Source organism: Arcobacter sp. s6 (assembly GCF_040884245.1).
Taxonomy (GTDB): Bacteria; Campylobacterota; Campylobacteria; order Campylobacterales; family Arcobacteraceae; genus Aliarcobacter.
This window is the reverse complement of sequence record NZ_JBEVTN010000001.1, coordinates 47227-66619: the sequence shown is the minus strand read 5'-3', so window position 1 is coordinate 66619 and position 19393 is coordinate 47227. Positions and strand designations below refer to the sequence as shown.

Annotated in this window: 16 protein-coding genes; 12 read left to right on the top strand and 4 right to left on the bottom strand. The window is 25.9% G+C overall.

Annotated features, from left to right (window positions below; all coding sequences use genetic code 11):
* The first annotated feature begins 36 nt into the window (after positions 1–36).
* Entirely contained in the window at positions 37–1164 is a 1128-nt protein-coding gene (locus ABVS04_RS00320; protein WP_368028653.1) for a PepSY-associated TM helix domain-containing protein, read from the top strand.
* A 2-nt stretch (positions 1165–1166) separates the two neighbouring features.
* On the opposite strand, the gene ABVS04_RS00315 is transcribed toward ABVS04_RS00320, so the two are convergent.
* Positions 1167–2879 (bottom strand): lysophospholipid acyltransferase family protein, encoded by a 1713-nt coding sequence (locus ABVS04_RS00315; RefSeq protein ID WP_368028652.1) that lies wholly within the window; start codon positions 2877–2879, stop codon positions 1167–1169.
* 123 nt (positions 2880–3002) lie between these two features.
* Between ABVS04_RS00315 and ABVS04_RS00310 the strand changes: the two genes are divergently transcribed.
* Both ABVS04_RS00310 and ABVS04_RS00305 read left to right on the top strand, forming a co-directional pair.
* A complete protein-coding gene (locus ABVS04_RS00310) occupies positions 3003–3713 on the top strand; it encodes a DUF445 domain-containing protein (RefSeq protein WP_368028651.1) in 711 nt (236 codons plus the stop codon).
* A 15-nt stretch (positions 3714–3728) separates the two neighbouring features.
* Positions 3729–6881: a DUF3427 domain-containing protein gene (locus ABVS04_RS00305; RefSeq protein ID WP_368028650.1), complete on the top strand. Its 3153-nt coding sequence runs from the start codon at positions 3729–3731 to the stop codon at positions 6879–6881.
* 5 nt (positions 6882–6886) lie between these two features.
* Here ABVS04_RS00305 and ABVS04_RS00300 read toward each other — a convergent pair whose 3' ends face one another.
* On the bottom strand, positions 6887–7126 hold the full coding sequence (locus ABVS04_RS00300; protein WP_368028649.1) for a hypothetical protein: 240 nt from the start codon (positions 7124–7126) through the stop codon (positions 6887–6889).
* A gap of 147 nt (positions 7127–7273) precedes the next feature.
* On the opposite strand from ABVS04_RS00300, the gene ABVS04_RS00295 reads away from it, so the two are divergent.
* The 3 genes from ABVS04_RS00295 to ABVS04_RS00285 are packed head-to-tail and all read left to right on the top strand — an operon-like array spanning position 7274 to position 11050.
* Positions 7274–7579, top strand: coding sequence for a hypothetical protein (locus ABVS04_RS00295; RefSeq protein ID WP_368028648.1), 306 nt, complete (start codon positions 7274–7276; stop codon positions 7577–7579).
* Entirely contained in the window at positions 7579–10566 is a 2988-nt protein-coding gene (mfd, locus tag ABVS04_RS00290; protein WP_368028647.1) for a transcription-repair coupling factor, read from the top strand. The genes ABVS04_RS00295 and mfd overlap by 1 nt, the downstream gene beginning before the upstream one ends.
* 4 nt (positions 10567–10570) lie before the next feature.
* Positions 10571–11050, top strand: coding sequence for a DUF6622 family protein (locus ABVS04_RS00285; protein ID WP_368028646.1), 480 nt, complete (start codon positions 10571–10573; stop codon positions 11048–11050).
* Between the two features lie 349 nt (positions 11051–11399).
* On the opposite strand, the gene ABVS04_RS00280 is transcribed toward ABVS04_RS00285, so the two are convergent.
* Positions 11400–12401 (bottom strand): endonuclease/exonuclease/phosphatase family protein, encoded by a 1002-nt coding sequence (locus ABVS04_RS00280; protein ID WP_368028645.1) that lies wholly within the window; start codon positions 12399–12401, stop codon positions 11400–11402.
* A 2-nt stretch (positions 12402–12403) separates the two neighbouring features.
* On the bottom strand, positions 12404–14119 hold the full coding sequence (locus tag ABVS04_RS00275; protein ID WP_368028644.1) for a diguanylate cyclase: 1716 nt from the start codon (positions 14117–14119) through the stop codon (positions 12404–12406).
* 160 nt (positions 14120–14279) lie between these two features.
* Here ABVS04_RS00275 and ABVS04_RS00270 point away from each other — a divergent pair, with 160 nt between their 5' ends.
* The 6 genes from ABVS04_RS00270 (at position 14280) to ABVS04_RS00245 (ending at position 19392) form a co-directional block, all read left to right on the top strand.
* Positions 14280–14726, top strand: a complete 447-nt coding sequence (locus tag ABVS04_RS00270) for a Spy/CpxP family protein refolding chaperone (RefSeq protein ID WP_368028643.1) — start codon at positions 14280–14282, stop codon at positions 14724–14726.
* 82 nt (positions 14727–14808) lie between these two features.
* On the top strand, positions 14809–15486 hold the full coding sequence (locus ABVS04_RS00265; protein ID WP_368028642.1) for a response regulator transcription factor: 678 nt from the start codon (positions 14809–14811) through the stop codon (positions 15484–15486).
* Positions 15483–16733 carry an ArsS family sensor histidine kinase gene (locus ABVS04_RS00260; protein ID WP_368028641.1) on the top strand — a complete coding sequence of 417 codons (1251 nt, stop codon included), beginning with the start codon at positions 15483–15485 and terminating at the stop codon, positions 16731–16733. Before ABVS04_RS00265 ends, ABVS04_RS00260 begins: the two co-directional genes overlap by 4 nt.
* Before the next feature lie 29 nt (positions 16734–16762).
* Positions 16763–17869, top strand: a complete 1107-nt coding sequence (locus ABVS04_RS00255) for an NAD(P)/FAD-dependent oxidoreductase (protein ID WP_368028640.1) — start codon at positions 16763–16765, stop codon at positions 17867–17869.
* A 64-nt stretch (positions 17870–17933) separates the two neighbouring features.
* Positions 17934–18758 (top strand): YmdB family metallophosphoesterase, encoded by an 825-nt coding sequence (locus ABVS04_RS00250; RefSeq protein ID WP_368028639.1) that lies wholly within the window; start codon positions 17934–17936, stop codon positions 18756–18758.
* On the top strand, positions 18751–19392 hold the full coding sequence (locus ABVS04_RS00245; RefSeq protein WP_368028638.1) for a 3-methyladenine DNA glycosylase: 642 nt from the start codon (positions 18751–18753) through the stop codon (positions 19390–19392). The genes ABVS04_RS00250 and ABVS04_RS00245 overlap by 8 nt, the downstream gene beginning before the upstream one ends.
* Position 19393: the final 1 nt, after the last annotated feature.

The window sequence follows — 19393 nt, the reverse complement described above, 5'->3', positions numbered from 1 at the left end:
AGTTATCATTTCAAAAATTTAAAAAGAGAGTTATAAATGCATAAAAAATTATTGTTTAAAATACATTTAATTTTAGGATTAACAGCAGGGGTTGTACTGCTTATTATTGGACTTACAGGAGCAATATTATCTTTTGAAACAGAGATATTGAATAGTATAAATAAGAATTCTTATGTTGTAGAAGCTAAAAATTCTACTAAATTAAGTACTAAAGATTTACTGGAAAAATTCCAAGAAAAATTACCTAATTCTAAAATTAATGCATTGACATTTTATCAAGATGAAGAATCATCTTTTGTGATAAATGTAGCAGGAGAAGGAAAAGAAGCAAGAAAGGGAGTTAATTATTATATCAATCCTTATACAGCAGAAATTTTACCAAATATAAAAGGTGAAGGTTTTTTTAAATTTGTAGAAAATATTCATAGAAGACTTGCCCTTGGAGATGTTGGTAAGCAAATAGTTGCTATTAGTGTTGTTTCTTTGCTATTACTTATGATTTCAGGAATTTATATTTATTGGCCTAGAATTAAGCATGCTTTTTTATCTAGCTTAACATTTAAGTTTAAACATAAAGGAAGAGCTTTTTTATCTACAATGCATAGTGCTCTTGGTTTATGGGTAATTCCTTTTTATTTATTATCAAGTCTTACTGGATTAACATGGTCTTATGAATGGTATAACAATAGCTTGTATTCAATTGCAGGGGTACAAAAAGAAAAAAGAATGCCTCCTTCTGATCAAAAAAATGATATGAATAAAGGTGCAAATATACAGGTTTCATATGAAAATATTCAAAGAGCAGTGGAGTTATTTGATAAAAATGTTGACTCTTATGAAAAATCAAATATAAGATTTAATTCAGATAAAGGTGTTTATACTTTAAATTATTTATCAAAAAATTCATCTCATGATAGAGCTTTGAACAAAATAGAATTAAATATTGAAACAAATGAAGTTTTAAAACATGAAAAATTTGAAGATAAGCCATTAAAAGAGCAATTATTAAAAAGTATTTTAGCTTTACATACGGGTGAATATTTTGGGATAATTGGAAAAATTGCTATGTTTATAACATCATCTTTAATGGCATTATTTACAATTACTGGTTTTATGATGTATATTCAAAGAAAAAGAAAAAAGAAGAATAAAGAAGTAGTTTAAAACTACTCTTTATCTATATATCGTTTTTTTGCACTCTCTTTGATTTTATCAACTTCTACTAAAATAAATCCATCAATACAATCACCAAAATTTTTATCAATATTAAAACTTAAAAATTTAACACCATCTTCTTCGGTGATTTCACTATATTGTTTATATAAAGTTGGAACTGTAACTCCAATATTTGCTAAGGCAGACTTTAAAAATTTGAAGTCTTTTTTCTTATCTTCTAAATCAAAAAGCTCTTTTAATTCGCTGATGTTATTTGAGTATTGATATGGATTTTTCCCCTCAACTAAATTCTGATTTTCTTTGTAATAATGACTATAATAAAATATCATCATATCTTTTGCAACCGTTGGAAAAGAGGCACTCATAGAAACAGGTCCAAACATATATTTGATATTTGGATTATTTTTTAAATATGCGCCAATTCCAAACCAAAGATAATCCAAAGCTCTTGTTCCCCAATATTTAGGTTGAACAAAACTTCGTCCAAGCTCAATTGAGTTTTTCAAATATGGTGTAAATTCTTCATTATATTTAAAAAGGTTATTTGAATAAAAACCTTTCACTCCAATGTTTTTGAAAATAAAATCAGAATTCCCAATTCTATAAGAACCTACAATTTCTAAATCATTTTCATCCCATAAAATAATATGTTGGTAATAAATATCATACTTATCAGTATCTCTTTTTTTATTTACACCTTCTCCTACTTTTCTAAAAGATAACTCTCTTAGTCTTCCAAGCTCTTTTAAAACAATTGAGTCTTCAACATAGTCATATAAGTAAATTTTTTTACCATCTGAGGTTTGACCTATGAGTTTTGATCTTTTTAATTCATTTAATAAATCAATTCTACTAACAGGATGAGCAATTGCACTTTGTGTTTCAAAAAAAGATTTTTTCCCTTTTTTTAAGCTATATAAATGTTTTCTATAAAGATTTAATAAATATTTTTTATCAATACCTTTTGGAACAATATTCTCATTTGGTATTATTTGACCAATTTTTATGGGAATTCTTTTTGATTTTTTATTAAACATTTCATGTGATAATAAAAGAGTAGAAAAAGTTTTATTTATTACTGAAATTGTATAGAAAGTTTTAGAATTTTTTGCATCTAAAAATACAGGTAAAATAGGAGCATTTGCATTTTGTGCAAAGTTTAAAAATCCCTTACTCCAAGCTGGATCTTTTATCCCTTTGGTTGTAGCACGACTAACTTCCCCTGCTGGAAATATAATAATAGCTTCTTCGTTATTTAGTGCTTCATAAATCTTTTTTATATCATTTTTTGATTGTCTTAATTTATAATTATCTATTGGAATTAGAAGAGAATTTAATGCTTCAAATCCAGCTAGAAAATCATTAGCTATAATTTTCACATCCTTTCGCACCTGAGAAATAAGTCTTAATAAACAAAGTGCATCAAGTCCACCTAAAGGATGATTTGCAATGATTACCACTTTCCCACTTGTTGGAATATTTTGTAGATCATTACTTGAAACAGTATAATCAAAATCAAAATAATCTAATACAGCATCAACAAACTCAAAACCTTTTAAGTGTTCATTTTGTATTAAAAACTGGTTTATAGAGTCTTCATGTACTATTTTTTTTGCTACTTTAAATAAAGACTTTTTTAAAAAATTGTCTTTTTTATTTATATTTGGGAACTTTTTTTCTATCTCTTTTTGAATATCAATCATTTATACTCCTAATTTATAAAATTATATGTATCTTTGATTACAAAGAGGTGACAGATTTTATTTATAAAACGTTTTAAAAACTTATGCTAAAATCTAAAATAAAAAAATAAAGGATTTATCAAAATGAACAAATCAGATATTACAAATTTAATCACAGTTTTAATTATGGCTTATGGTTATTCAAATGGAAATGACACAATATTTATGATAGGGCTTTTTGCTCTAAGTGGAGCTGTTACAAATACCTTAGCAATTCATATGTTATTTGAAAAAGTACCTTTTTTATATGGAAGTGGAGTTATTGAAAGTAAATTTTCACAGTTTAAATTATCAATACATAACTTACTTATGAATCAATTTTTTACACGTGAAAACCTTACAAGATTTTTCCAAGATGAGGTAAATAGTGCAAAGAAAAATGTAGATTTTGAAAAAATCCTAAACAAAACAGATTTTTCACCAGCTTATGAATCATTAAAAGAATCAGTAATGCAATCAAGCTTTGGTGGAATGTTAGGAATGTTTGGAGGAGAGGCAGCTTTAGAGCCATTAAGAGATCCATTTACAAAAAAACTACAAGCTTCAATTATCACAATTTCACAAAGTGATGCTTTCCAAGAAGTTCTAAGTGAAGCTTTAAAATCAGAAGATTTAAGTGAAGATATTTATAGTAAATTAAGCAAAATAGTAAATGTAAGATTAGAAGAATTAACACCAGCAATGGTAAAAGAAATTGTTCAAGATATGATAAAAGAACATTTAGGATGGTTAGTTATTTGGGGAGCTGTTTTTGGTGGGTTGATTGGATTTGTTTCAACTTTAGTTATGAAATAAGTATTAAAATATTTTATGGAAAATAAAGAGTTAAAATTTGGTATTTATGAGCAACTAATAAATGGTTTAATAGTTGAAAAACTAAATTCTTTGGATAAAGATAAATTTTATTTAAAAACTATTCCTTTAGAAAAAAGTGAAGCTTCCCTAATTTTAACTCAATATTTATCTAAGATATTAAAAATTGCCTTAGATTTAATAACTGGTGAAAATAGTTTTTCTAAGCAAGTTGAACTAATAAATAAAATCTTACTTCTACTTAAAAATGAGATAGATAAACAAGATTTTAAACAAAATTTACTTGAATTAAATACTTCTATTTTAAAAGCAGTTTTACCAAAAATTGATTCTAATATTAATAATTTCGATAACTATATAAAAGAAATCACACCATATACGGGGCTTACTCAAAGTGAACTCTTTACCGGAAGTAATGCAGGTATTTCCCTTGAAAGTGAAATCAAAAAAGAGATTTTATCTTCTGATAAAATCTACTTTTTAGTTTCATTTATAAAATGGTCAGGAATAAGAATATTTGAAAAAGAATTAAGAGAGTTCACTTCAAAAGGTAAAGAAATTAAAATCATAACAACTTCATATATGGGTGCAACTGATTTAAAAGCAGTTGAGTTTTTATCAAGCTTAGCTAATACTCAAGTCAAAATTTCTTACAATACTGCAAATGAAAGATTACATGCAAAATCATATTTATTTTTTAGAGATACAGGTTTTCATACAGGATATATAGGTTCTTCAAATATTTCAAGAAATGCACTAACAAGTGGTTTGGAATGGAATCTAAAAGTAACAACAGCTGAAATATCGCATATAATCAAAAAGTTTGAAAAAACATTTGAAACATATTGGGAAGATAAAGAGTTCGAATTATTTACAAAAGAAAATACTTTAAAATTACAAAAAGCATTAAAAAATGATTCTATAATTGATAAAAATAGTGCAAGTGCATATTTTGAAATAAAACCATTTCACTATCAAGAAGAAATATTAGAAGAGTTACAAGTTCAAAGACAAATCCATAATAGATATAAAAATCTTCTAGTTGCTGCAACAGGAACTGGAAAAACTGTTATTAGTGCATTTGATTATAAAAGATTTAGGAATATAAAAAAGAGTGAAAATAAAAGCGCCAGACTTCTTTTTATAGCACATAGAAAAGAAATTTTACTTCAAGCAAGAGCCACTTTTCAAGGAATATTAAGAGATAATAATTTTGGAGAACTTTGGGTAGATGGAATTACACCCACATCAAATGAATATGTTTTTGCATCGGTTCAGACTTTACAAAACAATATTAATGAACTTTTGCTAAGTAAAGATTATTATGATTTTATAATTATTGATGAAGTTCATCATATAACTGCAAAAAGTTATAGACCAATTTTACAAAAATTTGAGCCTCAAATACTTTTAGGGCTTACTGCAACTCCTGAAAGAATGGATAATGAAGATATATTAGATGACTTTTGTGGAGTCATCTCTTCTGAGATAAGACTTCCTGAAGCATTAAATAGAAAACTACTTTGTCCTTTTCAATATTTTGGAATAAGTGATAACGTAGATTTAAAAAATATTAAATGGCAAAATGGTAAATACCAGTCTAGTGAATTAACAGATGCTTTTACAACAGAAACTAGAGTTAACGATATAATTCAAAAGTGTGAAGAATATTTAACTAATATAAATGAAGTTGTGGCTTTAGGTTTTTGTGTTACACAAGAACATGCTAAATATATGAGTGAAAAATTTATTGAAACTGGATTAAAAGCAGATTATTTAATAAGTGGAAGTGCAAATAGAGATAGTGTAAAATCAAGATTATTAAACAAAGAGATTAATTATCTTTTTGTTGTAGATATTTTTAATGAAGGGGTGGATATCCCTCAAATTGATACTATTCTATTTTTACGACCAACTGAGAGTTTAACTGTTTTTTTACAGCAATTAGGTCGTGGTCTTAGATTTGCTGATAATAAAGATTGTCTAACCGTATTAGATTTTGTAGGTAATTCAAGAGATGAATATGATTTTGAAGGAAAATTTAGAAGTTTAATAGGTAAAACATCAAGTTCTGTTAAAGATGAAATAGAAAATGAATTCCCTCATTTACCATTAGGTTGTTCTATAGTTTTAGAAAAAAAAGCAAAAGAACATATTTTAAATAATATTAAAAAAGCAACAAACTATAGAAGAAGCCAACTTATTGGAAAAATACGAGATTTTAGAAATCATACAACTTTACCATTAACAATAGATAATTTTACAAAAATAAATCATATTCCTTTTGAAAATTTATATAAAAATGATACCTTTACAAAACTTTGTTATGAAGCAGGAATTATAAAAGAGTTTGAAGAAATAAATGAAAAAGAGACAATTAGAATTGTTTCTAAAAAATGGTTATTAACTAAATCTATTAGTTATTTTGAATTTATTTTAAAAGTGATTAAAAATGATTTTAATTTAGACTTTATTTCACTAGAAGAAGAAAGATTAATGTTAATGATGCTTTATTATGATTTCTGGCAAGAGCCTAATAAGTTTGATTCTTTTGAAAATGGAATAAAATATATAGGAAAAAACAGATTGCTTGTTAATGAAATGCAAGAAGTTCTAAAAATACTTATAAATAAAATAAACTATCTAGAAAATGATTTAATACTTCCCTATCCTTGCCCATTAAAAATTCATTCAAGATATACAAGAGATCAAATATTATGTGCTTTTGAACAAAATATCTTTGAAAATAAATCGAGTAGTAGAGAAGGAGTTTTAAATATAAAAGATAAAAATACAGAACTTCTATTTGTAACTTTGGAAAAAACAGAAGATAAGTATTCTCCTACAACTATGTATGATGATTATGCAATAAGTGATACTTTATTTCATTGGCAATCACAAAACTCTACAAAACCAGATACACCAAAAGGTAGAAGTTATATAAATCATGAAAAAGATGGTAAAAATATAATACTATTTGTTAGGGAATCAAATCATGATAAAAATAAAAATACTATGACTTATATTTGTTTAGGAAAAGTAAAATATAAAAGTCATTATGGCTCTTTGCCTATGAGTATAACATGGGGGTTAGAAAATAAAATACCAGCGTTTTTATGGAAAAATATTGCTAAAATGGCCATATCTTAAAAAGTTTACGAATAATAAGAAAAACTCTCTTGTTTTTTCTCTTCTTCTTTGAACTCTAAAACACTTTTTAAAGATTCAATTTCTTTAGTTAGCTCTTCTTTATCTGCTTGTAATTCTCTTATCATTTTTTTTAGATTTTCAATTTCCATATGTAAAATATCATTTCTTTTTGCTAAAATTGATTTTTCACTTTTTAATTTATCTGTTTCTTCCATTGCAAGTTTACTTAGTATTTCATAATTCATTTTCAATCCTTTCTAAAAAAAAGTGAGTTTATTTATAAACTTTAATAATACTAGATTATATCATAATAAATAAAAAATTATTTTTATTTAAAATCAATAACAAAACTTTTATATGATAAAATACCACAAAAAAGTTTTGAGGGTAAGATGGAAGGTATTGAAGTAGTAGTTTTATTAGATGTTGGTGGTTTAGAAGATAAAGAAAAGTTTGAAAAACATGTAAAAAAAGAGGGCTTTAAAGCTGTTGAAGGTGAGGACTTTGTGTATACAGCACACTCAACAACTACAACATTTTCTACAAAAGCTTATATTTTAGAAGTGTTTAGAAAAGGTCTTCAAAAAAACAGTTTTAATGATGCAAATTTAATCTTTTTATTAAATGAAACGCCTTATCCTACTTATTATTATGATAAAGATACAAATGATTTTGAGTTAGTACAAGTAGAAAAATAGTGAAAAATATTTATGATTTTTTTAAGAATCTAAAAGATGAAAAAAGAGTAAAAGAGTGTCAACTTCTAATCGTAAATGATGATAGACAAGCTCAAGTAGCTTCTGATATCATCTCATATTTAGGTTTTACTCCTTTTGTTTTAGCTGATTTTAGAGCAAATTTTGGAGATGATTTATTATCATTCTCAAGCGAACTTCAAGATATTACAAAAGCTTTAAACTCTTATTATAACTACAAAAAACAAGATAAAATTCTTATTTCTCCTATTAGAACTATTTCATATGCTCTTCCAAAAGAAAAGTGCTTTGATAGCTTTACTATTAACTTCGCTGGTACTATTAAAATCGATGAATTTAAATCAAAACTTTACAACTGGGGATACTATTTTGTAGATATTGTTACAAGTGAAGGTGAGGTTTCTATTAGGGGAGATATTATTGATATTTGCCCTTTGGGAAGTGATTTAGGATTTAGGGTTTCACTTTTTGATGATGAAGTTGAGAGTATTAGAAAGTTTGATATTGAAGATCAAAAATCACTAAAAGAAGAGATAGAAACTTTTTCTATTAACCCTGCATTTTTGGCTCTTGATGAAGAGTCAATGGGTGCAATAAATGAGCAAATAGAAACCGTATCAAGTGATGCATTTATCAAAGATATTCACTCACTTGGATTTTGGTATCTAAATGATTTAGGGGAGTATTTACCTCAAAGATTATCTTCATTTATCACTCAAGATGCTTTAGATGAACTTGAAGAAGTTTATGTTTTTGAAGAAAAAAGAATAAACAAAGATAAGTTTTTATTAACACCTCAAATTTATTCTAGTAAAAGTTACCAAGAAATAGCACCCGCAAATGTAAAAGAATTTATATCTTTTCACAAAGAGAAAAAAATTACTATTATTTCAGGAACTGAAGCTAAGGTTAAAGGTTACGACTTAGATTTAAATGACAAAAATATTAAATATGTTTTTGAAAACTATATTTTAAATCTTCTTGGAAATAACGAAGTAATAATTTCACTAAACAAAGAAGTAAAAAAAAGAAGAAAGAAAAAAGTAAAACTAGTTCTTGATGAGCTTCAATTAAATGACTATGTAGTACATGAAAAACATGGAATTGGTCAATACAAAGGAATAGAACCTGTTACTGTAATGGGAGCTAAAAGAGACTTTGTTATTGTTATGTATGCAGGTGATGACAAGCTTTTAATTCCAGTTGAAAACATAGATTTAATTGATAGATATGTAGCTGATGGAAGCTCTTATGCGGTTGTTGATAAACTTGGTAAGGGAAGCTTTGCAAAGTTAAAAGAGAAAGTAAAAGATAGATTATTTGCAATTGCAAATGATATTATAAAACTAGCAGCTGCAAGGGAACTTGTAAATGGTATAAAAATAAATACGGAGAAAAAACTACTTGAAGATTTTCCAAAAAGTGCAGGATTTGATTATACAAAAGATCAAAAAAGAAGTATTAGGGAAATATTTACTGATTTAAGTAGTGGAAGAGTTATGGATAGACTTCTCTCAGGAGATGTTGGATTTGGTAAAACAGAAGTTGCAATGAATGCAATGTTAGCTGTTGTATTGGATGGTTTTCAAGCTTTATTTATCTGTCCTACTACACTTTTAGCTTCTCAACATTTTCATGGAATTCAAAAAAGGTTTAAAGAGTTTGGAATAAATGTTGCCAAATTAGATGGAAAAACATCAGCAAAAGAAAAAACAAGTATTAAAAAAGCACTTGAAGATGGAAGTATTCAAATAGTGATTGGAACACACTCTTTATTAGGTGTAAAAACAAAAGATTTAGCATTAGTGATTATTGATGAAGAACATAAATTTGGTGTAAAACAAAAAGAGAAATTAAAACAATTAAGAGAAGATGTTCACATATTCTCAATGAGTGCAACACCAATTCCACGAACTCTAAATCTTGCTTTATCAAAACTAAAAGGTATGAGCTCTCTTCTTACTCCTCCTAGTGAGAGATTAGGTGTTCGAACTTATGTAAAAGAATTTAGTGATAAACTTATCAAAGAAGTGGTTCTAAGAGAAAAAAGAAGAGGCGGACAGTTATTTTATGTTCATAATAACATTGCTTCAATTGAAGCTAAAAAAAGTGATTTAGAACAAATAATTCCAGGAATTAAAATTCAAGTAATTCACTCTCAGATAAAACCAGAATTAGCAGAAAAAATAATAGAAGCCTTTGAAGATAAAGAGTTTGATATTTTGCTTGCAACTTCTATTGTTGAATCAGGTCTTCACTTGCCAAATGCGAACTCAATTATCATTGATGGAGCTGATAGATTTGGTATTGCTGATTTACATCAGTTAAGAGGAAGAGTCGGAAGAAGCAATAAAGAAGGATTTTGTTACTACGTAGTTGAAGATAAAAAACAAATCACAGATGATGCCGTAAAAAGACTTGTTGCTTTAGAGTCTAACTCATATTTAGGAAGTGGAACAGCCTTAGCTCACCAAGATTTAGAAATCAGAGGTGGTGGAAATATCATAGGTGAAGCACAAAGTGGACATATCAAACAAATAGGGTATGGTTTATATTTAAAAATGCTTGAAGATGCACTCGCAAGTCTTAGTGGTGATGATAAGCCAGAGAAAAAAACAGTTGATATTAAACTTGCAATTTCTGCATATATTTCTGATGATTATATTAGTGAAGATAGAGTTAGACTTGAACTTTATAGAAGACTAAGTAAGGCTAGCGATATTCAAGAAGTTTATAAAATAGAAGAAGAGATGGAAGATAGGTTTGGGAAACCTGATATTTATACAAAACAGTTTATAGAACTAATCATTATAAAAATACTTGCTCTTGATAAAGGTATTCAAACTATTAGCTCTTATGAGATGAATATTACATTTACAAAAGCTGATGATACAAAAGAGAGTATAAAATCTCCAAGTAAAGATGACGATGATATTATTGCTACGACTTTGAGGTATTTAAGGAAATAAGTAAATGGAAATTATAAGTAAAACTCCTATTTGGGTATTTATACTTTTTATTGTTTTAGTTATTGTTGGATTATTACAATTAAAAGATAGAAATGTTTCATTACAAAAAGCGATAATTTTACCTATATCTATGATTTGTTTATCTTTTTATGGCCTTATTTCTGCTTTTGGTTTGGAAGCTAAAAGTATTTTTTGTTGGCTTATAGGATTGATTATTGCTGTTTTATTAAACTTATTATTAAAACTTCCAAAAAATAGTACTTATGATACAAAATTAAAAATATTTTTTATCAAAGGAAGTATTATTCCATTTATTTTAATAATGATTATATTTTTTACAAAATATTTTGTTGCTGTTGTTATTGCAAAACACTTAGCAATATTAAATGAAGTTACATTTATTTGTGGGATTTCTTTTATATATGGAATTTTAAGTGGATTATTTTTTGGTAGAATCTTTGTTTTATTGAAATTAAGAAAATAAAAAAAAGAGAGTAGGGAAAACTCTCTTTTTAACTTAGGGTACATGCATAGAATAAATCATTAGGAGGGAAATTTATTCTATATTAAAATTCAAAAAAAGATTTCATAAAAAATAAACTTAGGAGATTTATTTTGAGAAATCTTTTAAAAAAGAGAATGAAAGCACACTTTCTCTTTTTAGTACTTAAGGAAGAGCATGAACGATTTATAAATAATTGTTTGTATTTTTTATGGGTTGCTCTTATAATAAATTACTGCAAAATTTATTATAGAAGAATTATAATAAATTGAAGTGTGCAAAAAGTGGCTTTTTTGTATTAGTATTAATTTTTTTATATAATTTTGTTTTTTTAGCTAAATTTAATCTCACAAACTACTTGTGCATGGTCACTATTTAGAAGTGAGCCGTTTTGATTTTTTTGTAAGTGTTCATCTAATACTTCATAAGATACTACTTCACCTATACTATCTTTTGATTCTTTATTAAATTTATTTGATACAAAAATATAATCTAAAACATTTCCTTTTCCTGCAAAATAGCTTGTTGGAGTTCTTTTTAAACCTTTAAATTCAGGATGAGGATTATAAACTTCTTTCTCATCAAGATGATAAGCATCTAAAAGTAAAAATTTATCATTTTTCCTTTTTTCTTCATGATACTTTCTATTTGTTAAAGCATCAATAGTTAAAGAAAATTCTTTATCATTTAAATCTGTTAATAAAACAGCAGGTTTTTTTGTTCTTTTAATATTTGTATAAAGTGAACTTGCCTCGCAAAGTCTTTGCTTTAATGATATAGAGTAATTATCTTGTAAAGCTTTTGAGACTTTTTCTAGTTTTTCTTCCATTGATGTGTTTTTTGTAAAAATATATTCAAATTCATTATCTCTATTTGATTTTAAATGACACACATAGACATCTAATTCTTTTTCATTTTCTAAGCTAATTGTGGCTTTAATTGGTTCTCTTGCAAATTTAAAGAAACCTTCATAGTGATGTTTTTTTAAAGCTGTAAAATCAATATCAACTTTATGTAAGTTTTTAATAGGATATTTTGATGCAAGCGCTACAGTTGTACTTGTATAAATCTTATCATTATTTTTACTGATTTTTGCATTATCAACTGTTTTAAAATATTTAAAACCCAATTCCCCAACTAACTCTTTTAATGCATCTTTAGAAAAAACTTCTTGAAAACCAACAATATCACAATTCATATTTGTGATTTGCTGTTTTATCCAAGTTGTTTTTTCAATCCATTGCTCAGAAGTAAATTTTTCTTTTTTTGTATACCATGAAAATGGAGGTTCTGCAAATTGATATAAATTAAAAGTTCCAATTCTTATTTTCATTTTTATTCTTGTATAAAGATACAATTCCTTCCATTATTTTTAGCACTATATAGTGCATCATCAGCTTCTTTATATAAAGTATTAGTATCTAAAAGATCAAAACCTATTTTTGATGTAATACCAATTGAAATAGTTAAATATTTTGAGATAGAACTTTTATTGTGATTAATATGAAGCTCTTCTATGTCATTTTTTATATTATTTGAAAATTCAATAATTTTTTCTTTATCAAGTCTAGTAATAATTCCAAACTCTTCACCACCTAATCTAAATGCAAAATCACTACTTCTATTTGTATATTTCTTAAGTATATTTGCAACTTCTTGAAGAGCTAAATCACCTTTTTGATGACCATAACTATCATTATAATCTTTAAAATAATCTACATCTATTATTAAAAAAGATAGATAACTATTTTCTCTTTTTGCTCTATTAATTTCTTTTTCTATTTTTATGTTAAAAAATCTTCTATTATAAAGTTGCGTTAATTCATCTGTTATTGATAAATATTCAATATGTTTTTTATCTGTAATATTTGTTCTAATAGCAGTGAATCCTATAATTTCATCATTTTTGAGAGTTGGTGTTATTACTGCAAGAACCCAATAATCTTGACCATTTTTATCTTTATTTTTAATTTCACCTTTCCACTCTTTTTTGCTAAATAAAGTATCCCACATATTTTTATAAAAAGAATCAGGTGTTTCAGGATGTCTTATTAAACGGTGAGTCTGTCCAATTAATTCTTCTTTTTTATAGCCAGAAATTTTACAAAAAGCTTCACTTACATCTGTAATTATTCCTTGCTTATCTGTAGATGAGATTATAATATTTTCATTTACAATATTTATGTAGTCTTGTAGCTTCTTTTTTGTATAGTTTTTATTTTCTAAAACACTATTTAAATTATTTGCAAGGGAAATGAACTCTTTAAATGTTAAATCATTTGTATTGATTTTTACACTTGCTTTAGCAGCTTGTTCAAAAGAAGAAGTAAGATTTTGAATATTTATTTTTATATATTTTGATAATTTTTTTGAAATAATATAAATAACAATTAAAATTAGAATAAAAATTGTAAATAAACTCATAATCTGATTTTCTATACTTTTTCTAAAAATTGCTTCTTTTCTTGTTAATTCTATTTCAATTTCATCTAAGTATGCACCTGTACCTATGATCCAGCCATATTTTTCATACTCTTTAACAAATGCGATTTTTTCATACTTTTCCATGGTATCTGGTTTTTTAAATTTATAAAATAAAAAACCATCTTTTTTTGTTGAATCAATTTGTTTTTGTAATAATTCTTTATCTGGATGTTCTATTGGAGTGTCAAGTCTTTTTCCATCCCAAATCAATGCCTTACCATCTAAAGTATTAACATAAATATATCCATCTTTACCCACAAGATATGATGCAAGCAGATCTAGTATATTATTTTTATTTACTCTTTCAATCTCTTTTATGTCACTATTTGCTGGTAAATTTTTAGTTAGCTTTTCTAAAGTACTGTTATTTTGATCGACTAAGTTATAAATAATTTGTATTTCTTTTATTAATTCATTTTTTTTATATTGAATAAATTCTTTTTTTATATGCTGAATATCTTTTTTATAGCTCATATATTGGAAGAAAATAGATACAAAAAATACTACTGTAGTGCATATAAAAGCAATAGAAAAAATGAATTTATTAATAAATTTTGATAGTTTCATAGATATTATTCTTAATATTATATTTCAAGTGTTTATTATATCAAAAGAAAAATAATTTCTTCTTTTTTTGCTTTGATTAAGTTTCCATTAATATAAAATTTATAAATGGTTAAAACAGTAATGTAACAATTTCAAATACCAAAATTAAAAAGGATTTAAAATGACAACAAGAAATAAAATGATAACAGGATTAGCATTAAGTACACTTTTAGCAACAGGATTATTTGCAGGAAATGAGCAAATGAAAAAAGATAGAGATTCATCTTGTATGATGAAAAAAGGTTCAATGCAAAAAGGTGGAAAACATGATGAAAGATCAGTAGTTGGAATGTTTAAAAGATTAAACTTAACTCCTGAACAAGATGCTCAAATTGAAAAAATAGTATTAGAAAATAGAGCAAATATGGAAAGCTTTGATGATGCATTTACAAAAGATGGTTTTGATAAAGCAAAATATATTAAGATTATGAATGAAAAAAGAGATAATATGTTAAAATCAAATGCAGAAATATTAGAAAAATCTTATGCTGTTTTAACAGCTAAACAAAAAGAACAATTAAAAGTTTTAATGGATTTAAGAAAAGAAAAAATGAATAAAAAATTATAAGGCTTTTTCTAAAGTTCCTTAGAAAAGTAAATTGAAAATAATTAGGTTCCTTTTAAATAGGAACTATTTAAAAGGATAGATTTTGATAAAAATTGCAATGATAGAAGATGATTTAGAATTAGCAAATGTTCTAACACAATATTTAAAGCAATTTAATATGGAAGTTACCAATTATGAAGAGCCATTTTTGGCTCTTTCATCTTTAAAAATGAATAAATATGATTTAATTATTTTAGATTTAACACTTCCTGGAATGGATGGATTAGATGTTTGTAAAGCTATCGTAAAAGATTTTAATATTCCAATTATAATTTCAAGTGCAAGAAGCGATATCACAGATAAAGTAATAGCTTTGCAGCTTGGAGCTGATGATTACTTACCAAAACCTTATGACCCAAGAGAATTAGAAATTAGAATTAAAACAATTTTACGAAGATTTAATCACTCAAATATTCAAGAAGAAAATAAAAATAAAACTTTTGTTTTAGATAGCGATAAAAGAGAAATTACAAAAAATGGAAACTATATTAAACTAACAGCAGGGGAGTTTGAGGTATTATCACTTTTTATTAAAAGAGAAGGTTTTGTAATTTCGAGGGAAGATATATTTGAAAACTCAGATATACTAAATCAAGATTATGAAAGTACAGGTTCTTTAGCAGTTATTATAAATAGAATAAGACATAAAATAGAAGATAATTCAAAAGAACCACAGTATTTACATACAATAAGAGGAATGGGATACAAATTTATACAATGAATAGACAATCAATTTTTTTTACAATAAGTGTAAGTTTTATAATATCAATACTTTTAGTAATCAGTAGTTTTTTAATTTTAATCGCAAATGATTACAGAGCTAAAGAAGGACAATTTTTAGACAAATATGCTCCTGTTATAAAAATGGTTATTAGGCAAAGTCGAACAGGAATTGATGAGAACTTTTTGAAAAATCTCGAAGAAATGGGATATCTTTATTATGAAAATATTTCAGAAATAAATGCAATAACATATAATCCCCAAACAAAAATATTGGTAGAAAAAAATGATCCAAGACATAATGATATTTTTAGAGTTTTAAGTTTAAATGATAAAAATTATATTTATGCTAAAAAAAGAAATGATACTTTATTAATAAGAGATGACAATAGTTCCTCTAGTAATTCTCAGCTTTATATATTTTTAGTTTTTGCAATTTTATTGATAACTATAATTTTGGTATATTTAATAACTTTTAGAAAACTAATTCCTCTTAAAATTTTAAAAGATAAGGTTAAAACTCTTGGTGATGAAAACTTTGATTTTGAGTGTTGTAATAGTAATTCAAAAGATGAAGTTTCTCTTTTAGGAATGGAATTCAAAAGAACTGCTTTAAAATTAAAAAGTCTAAAAGAAGCTAGAAATATTTTTATTAGAAATATTATGCATGAACTTAAAACTCCTATTACAAAAGGTAAGTTTTTAACTCAACTTGAACAAAATGAAGAAAATAATGAAAAATTAAAATCAGTTTTTACAAGACTTGAATCTTTGATTAATGAATTTGCTTCAATAGAAGAGTTAATTTCATCTTCTAAAAATATTGAAAAAAAGTTTTATTTTCTAGAAGATATTATTGATAATGCAAAAGATATTCTAATGGTAGAAGATGAAAATGTAATAGGAAAATTTGAGAATAAAAAACTAGAAATAAATTTTAAATTATTTTCAATTGCAATAAAGAATTTAATTGATAATGCTCTTAAATATTCGCCAAATAAAGAAGTAATCATAAAAAATGATAATAATAATATAATTTTTGAAAATCAAGGCGAAGCTTTAGAAAATCCTCTTGAAAGCTATTTTGAGCCATTTTCTTCAAATGAAGATAAGTCAAAAGACTCTTTTGGTTTAGGTTTGTATATAGTTCATAATATTTTAAAAGCAAATGCCTACACTTTAGAATATGAACATATTGATGGAATAAATAGATTTATATGTAAAAAGGATGAAGTATCTACGATATAGCAATTATAGGAGCAGGAGCTAGCTCTTTAATGTTGGCTTCAAACCTAGATAGAAATAAATACAAAGATATCTGCATAATAGATACAAATGTAAAATTAGCTCCTAAAATAAAAGTTTCAGGTGGAGCTAAATGTAATATTACAAATGAATTAGTTAGTTCTAAAAACTATTTAGGAGATAGGGATTTTGTAAAAGAGTTATTAGAAAAATTCTCAAAAGATGATTTATTGTCTTTTCTAAATAAAAATGGTGTATTTCCAAAAATAAATCCGAAAATAGTAAAAGGAACATACTTTTGTAACTCTTCACAAGATGTTATAGATATGTTTACAAAACTAACTACTCATGTAAAAAAATATTTAAATACAACAGTTTTAGATGTGGAATTTAGTAAACATTATAAAATAAAAACCAATTCAAAATTAATAGAAGCAAAGAAACTTGTTGTTGCAAGTGGTGGTTTATCGTATGCCATGCTAGGAGCTTCAAGTATAGGTTTTGATATTGCAAAAAAGTTTGGACACACTATAAATAAATTAGAACCCGCACTTGTAGGTTTTACTGTTCAAAAAGAACAGTTTTGGTTTAAAAATCTCTCAGGACTTTCAATTCCCGTTTTTACTTTTGTTGAAGGAAGAACTTTTGAAGGTTCATTATTATTTGCTCACAAAGGCTGTTCAGGTCCTGTTATTTTAACAACTTCACTTTATTGGAAAAAAGGAAAAATTGCAATTGATTTTTTACCAAAACAGAAATTAGAAAAGTTTTTAAGTGGAAATAAAATTATATCAACAGCTCTACCTCTACCAAAAAGATTTATGCAAGAGTTTTTAGCCTCAGTTGAGATTGAAGATAAGAGCGTTTCAAAACTAACGGATGATGAAAAAGATAAATTAAAACTACTAAAATATTACGAATTCCCACCTGCTGGAAACTTTGGATATACAAAAGCCGAGGTTACAAAAGGTGGAATAAATACCGATGAAATAAATCATAATAGTTTTGAAAGTTTAAAACAAAAAGATTTATATTTTATTGGTGAATGCTTAGATATCACAGGTGAACTCGGAGGTTTTAATTTTCAAATTGCCTTTAGTGAAGCCTTTGTTTGTGCTAGTGATTTAAATAAATTATAAACATAGCAAAGATGAATAAAAGTTTATTTTTATACAATTACAAAAAAATTAGTAAAGAAGATTAATGAGAATTGCATTTATAGGTGATATTGTAGGTCGCCCTGGAAGAAAAATAATTAAAGAAAATTTAGCAAAAATAAAAAAAGAGTATGAAATAGATTTTGTTATTGCAAATGGAGAAAATGCAAGTCATGGTTTTGGACTTACAACAACAAGTTGTTCTGAGCTTTTAAAAGCTGGTATTGATATTATCACAGGTGGGAATCATAGCTTTGATAAGAAAAAAGATATGATGGTTTTACTTGAAACCTCAAATGTTTTAAGACCTGATAACTATCCTGAAGGATTAATAGGATCTGGAATAAAAGTTTGTGATGTTCAAACTACAAATGGAATTGAAAAATTAGCTGTAATAAATCTTATGGGTCAGTTTGCCATGCCAACTGTTGAAAATCCTTTTAACTGGGCTAAAAAGCTTGTGTCAAAACTTCAAGAAGAAGAAATAAAAAATATTTTTATAGATTTCCATGGTGAAGCAACAAGTGAAAAAAGAATTATGTTAATGATGTTTAAAAATCAAGTAAGTGCAATTTGTGGAACACACACTCATGTGGGAACTGATGATTTACAAATATTTGAAAATACAGCATATTTAACAGATATTGGACTTACAGGTTGTAGAGATAATGTAATAGGAATGGATAGTAAAATTCCAATTCAAAAAGCAACAACTGGAATTGGTGGACATTTTGAAGTTCCAAACTCTTGTAAATCAATATTACAAATGATGGTAGTAGATATTGAAGATGGAAAAGCTCAAAGTTCATTTAAAATAAAGAAATACTGTAATAATCCAAAATTATTTATTACAGAGGCTTTTATTGACTAGCATATCAAACTCTTATGAGCTTTTAGTATATTTAAAAAATCAAAATTTAATAGAAGATCATTTAGAGTATTGGTGGCCAAATTCAAATAGTTTTGAAATATTAATTGGTGCAATTCTTACACAAAATACAAAATGGATAAATGTAGAAAAATCATTAGAAAACTTAAGAGAACTAAATTTTCTAAGTTTACAGACTTTGGCTTCTTGTGATTTATCTATTTTAACTCAAGCCATAACTCCTAGTGGTTTTAAAAATCAAAAATCAATAAGATTAATTCAACTTGCAAAAAATATAATTGAAGAGTTCCAAACTTTTGATAACTTTTGTCAAAAAGTAAATAGAACTTGGCTTTTAAATCAAAAAGGAATAGGTCCTGAAACTGCTGATGCAATTTTGTGTTATGCATGTAGACAAGAGTTTATGGTTGTAGATAAATATACTGCAAAACTACTGAGTAGATTTGGATATGAGTTTGATTCATATTACGATATACAGTCATTCATAGTATATGGAATTAATGAAAATTACGATAAAATAATTACACTATATGGTTATGAAATCTCCTTAAATAAATTATATTCAAGATTTCATGGCAAAATTGTTGAATTTATGAAACGAAATCCAAAGGTTTAAT

Coding starts and splice junctions, on each gene's coding strand:
- ABVS04_RS00260 (WP_368028641.1), top strand. CDS start 15,483: ATGAATAGACAATCAATTTTTTTTACAATAAGTGTAAGTTTTATAATA.
- ABVS04_RS00250 (WP_368028639.1), top strand. CDS start 17,934: ATGAGAATTGCATTTATAGGTGATATTGTAGGTCGCCCTGGAAGAAAA.
- ABVS04_RS00280 (WP_368028645.1), bottom strand. CDS start 12,401: ATGAAAATAAGAATTGGAACTTTTAATTTATATCAATTTGCAGAACCT.
- ABVS04_RS00255 (WP_368028640.1), top strand. CDS start 16,763: ATGTTGGCTTCAAACCTAGATAGAAATAAATACAAAGATATCTGCATA.
- ABVS04_RS00285 (WP_368028646.1), top strand. CDS start 10,571: ATGGAAATTATAAGTAAAACTCCTATTTGGGTATTTATACTTTTTATT.
- ABVS04_RS00320 (WP_368028653.1), top strand. CDS start 37: ATGCATAAAAAATTATTGTTTAAAATACATTTAATTTTAGGATTAACA.
- ABVS04_RS00315 (WP_368028652.1), bottom strand. CDS start 2,879: ATGATTGATATTCAAAAAGAGATAGAAAAAAAGTTCCCAAATATAAAT.
- ABVS04_RS00310 (WP_368028651.1), top strand. CDS start 3,003: ATGAACAAATCAGATATTACAAATTTAATCACAGTTTTAATTATGGCT.
- ABVS04_RS00300 (WP_368028649.1), bottom strand. CDS start 7,126: ATGAATTATGAAATACTAAGTAAACTTGCAATGGAAGAAACAGATAAA.
- ABVS04_RS00305 (WP_368028650.1), top strand. CDS start 3,729: ATGGAAAATAAAGAGTTAAAATTTGGTATTTATGAGCAACTAATAAAT.
- ABVS04_RS00270 (WP_368028643.1), top strand. CDS start 14,280: ATGACAACAAGAAATAAAATGATAACAGGATTAGCATTAAGTACACTT.
- ABVS04_RS00275 (WP_368028644.1), bottom strand. CDS start 14,119: ATGAAACTATCAAAATTTATTAATAAATTCATTTTTTCTATTGCTTTT.
- ABVS04_RS00295 (WP_368028648.1), top strand. CDS start 7,274: ATGGAAGGTATTGAAGTAGTAGTTTTATTAGATGTTGGTGGTTTAGAA.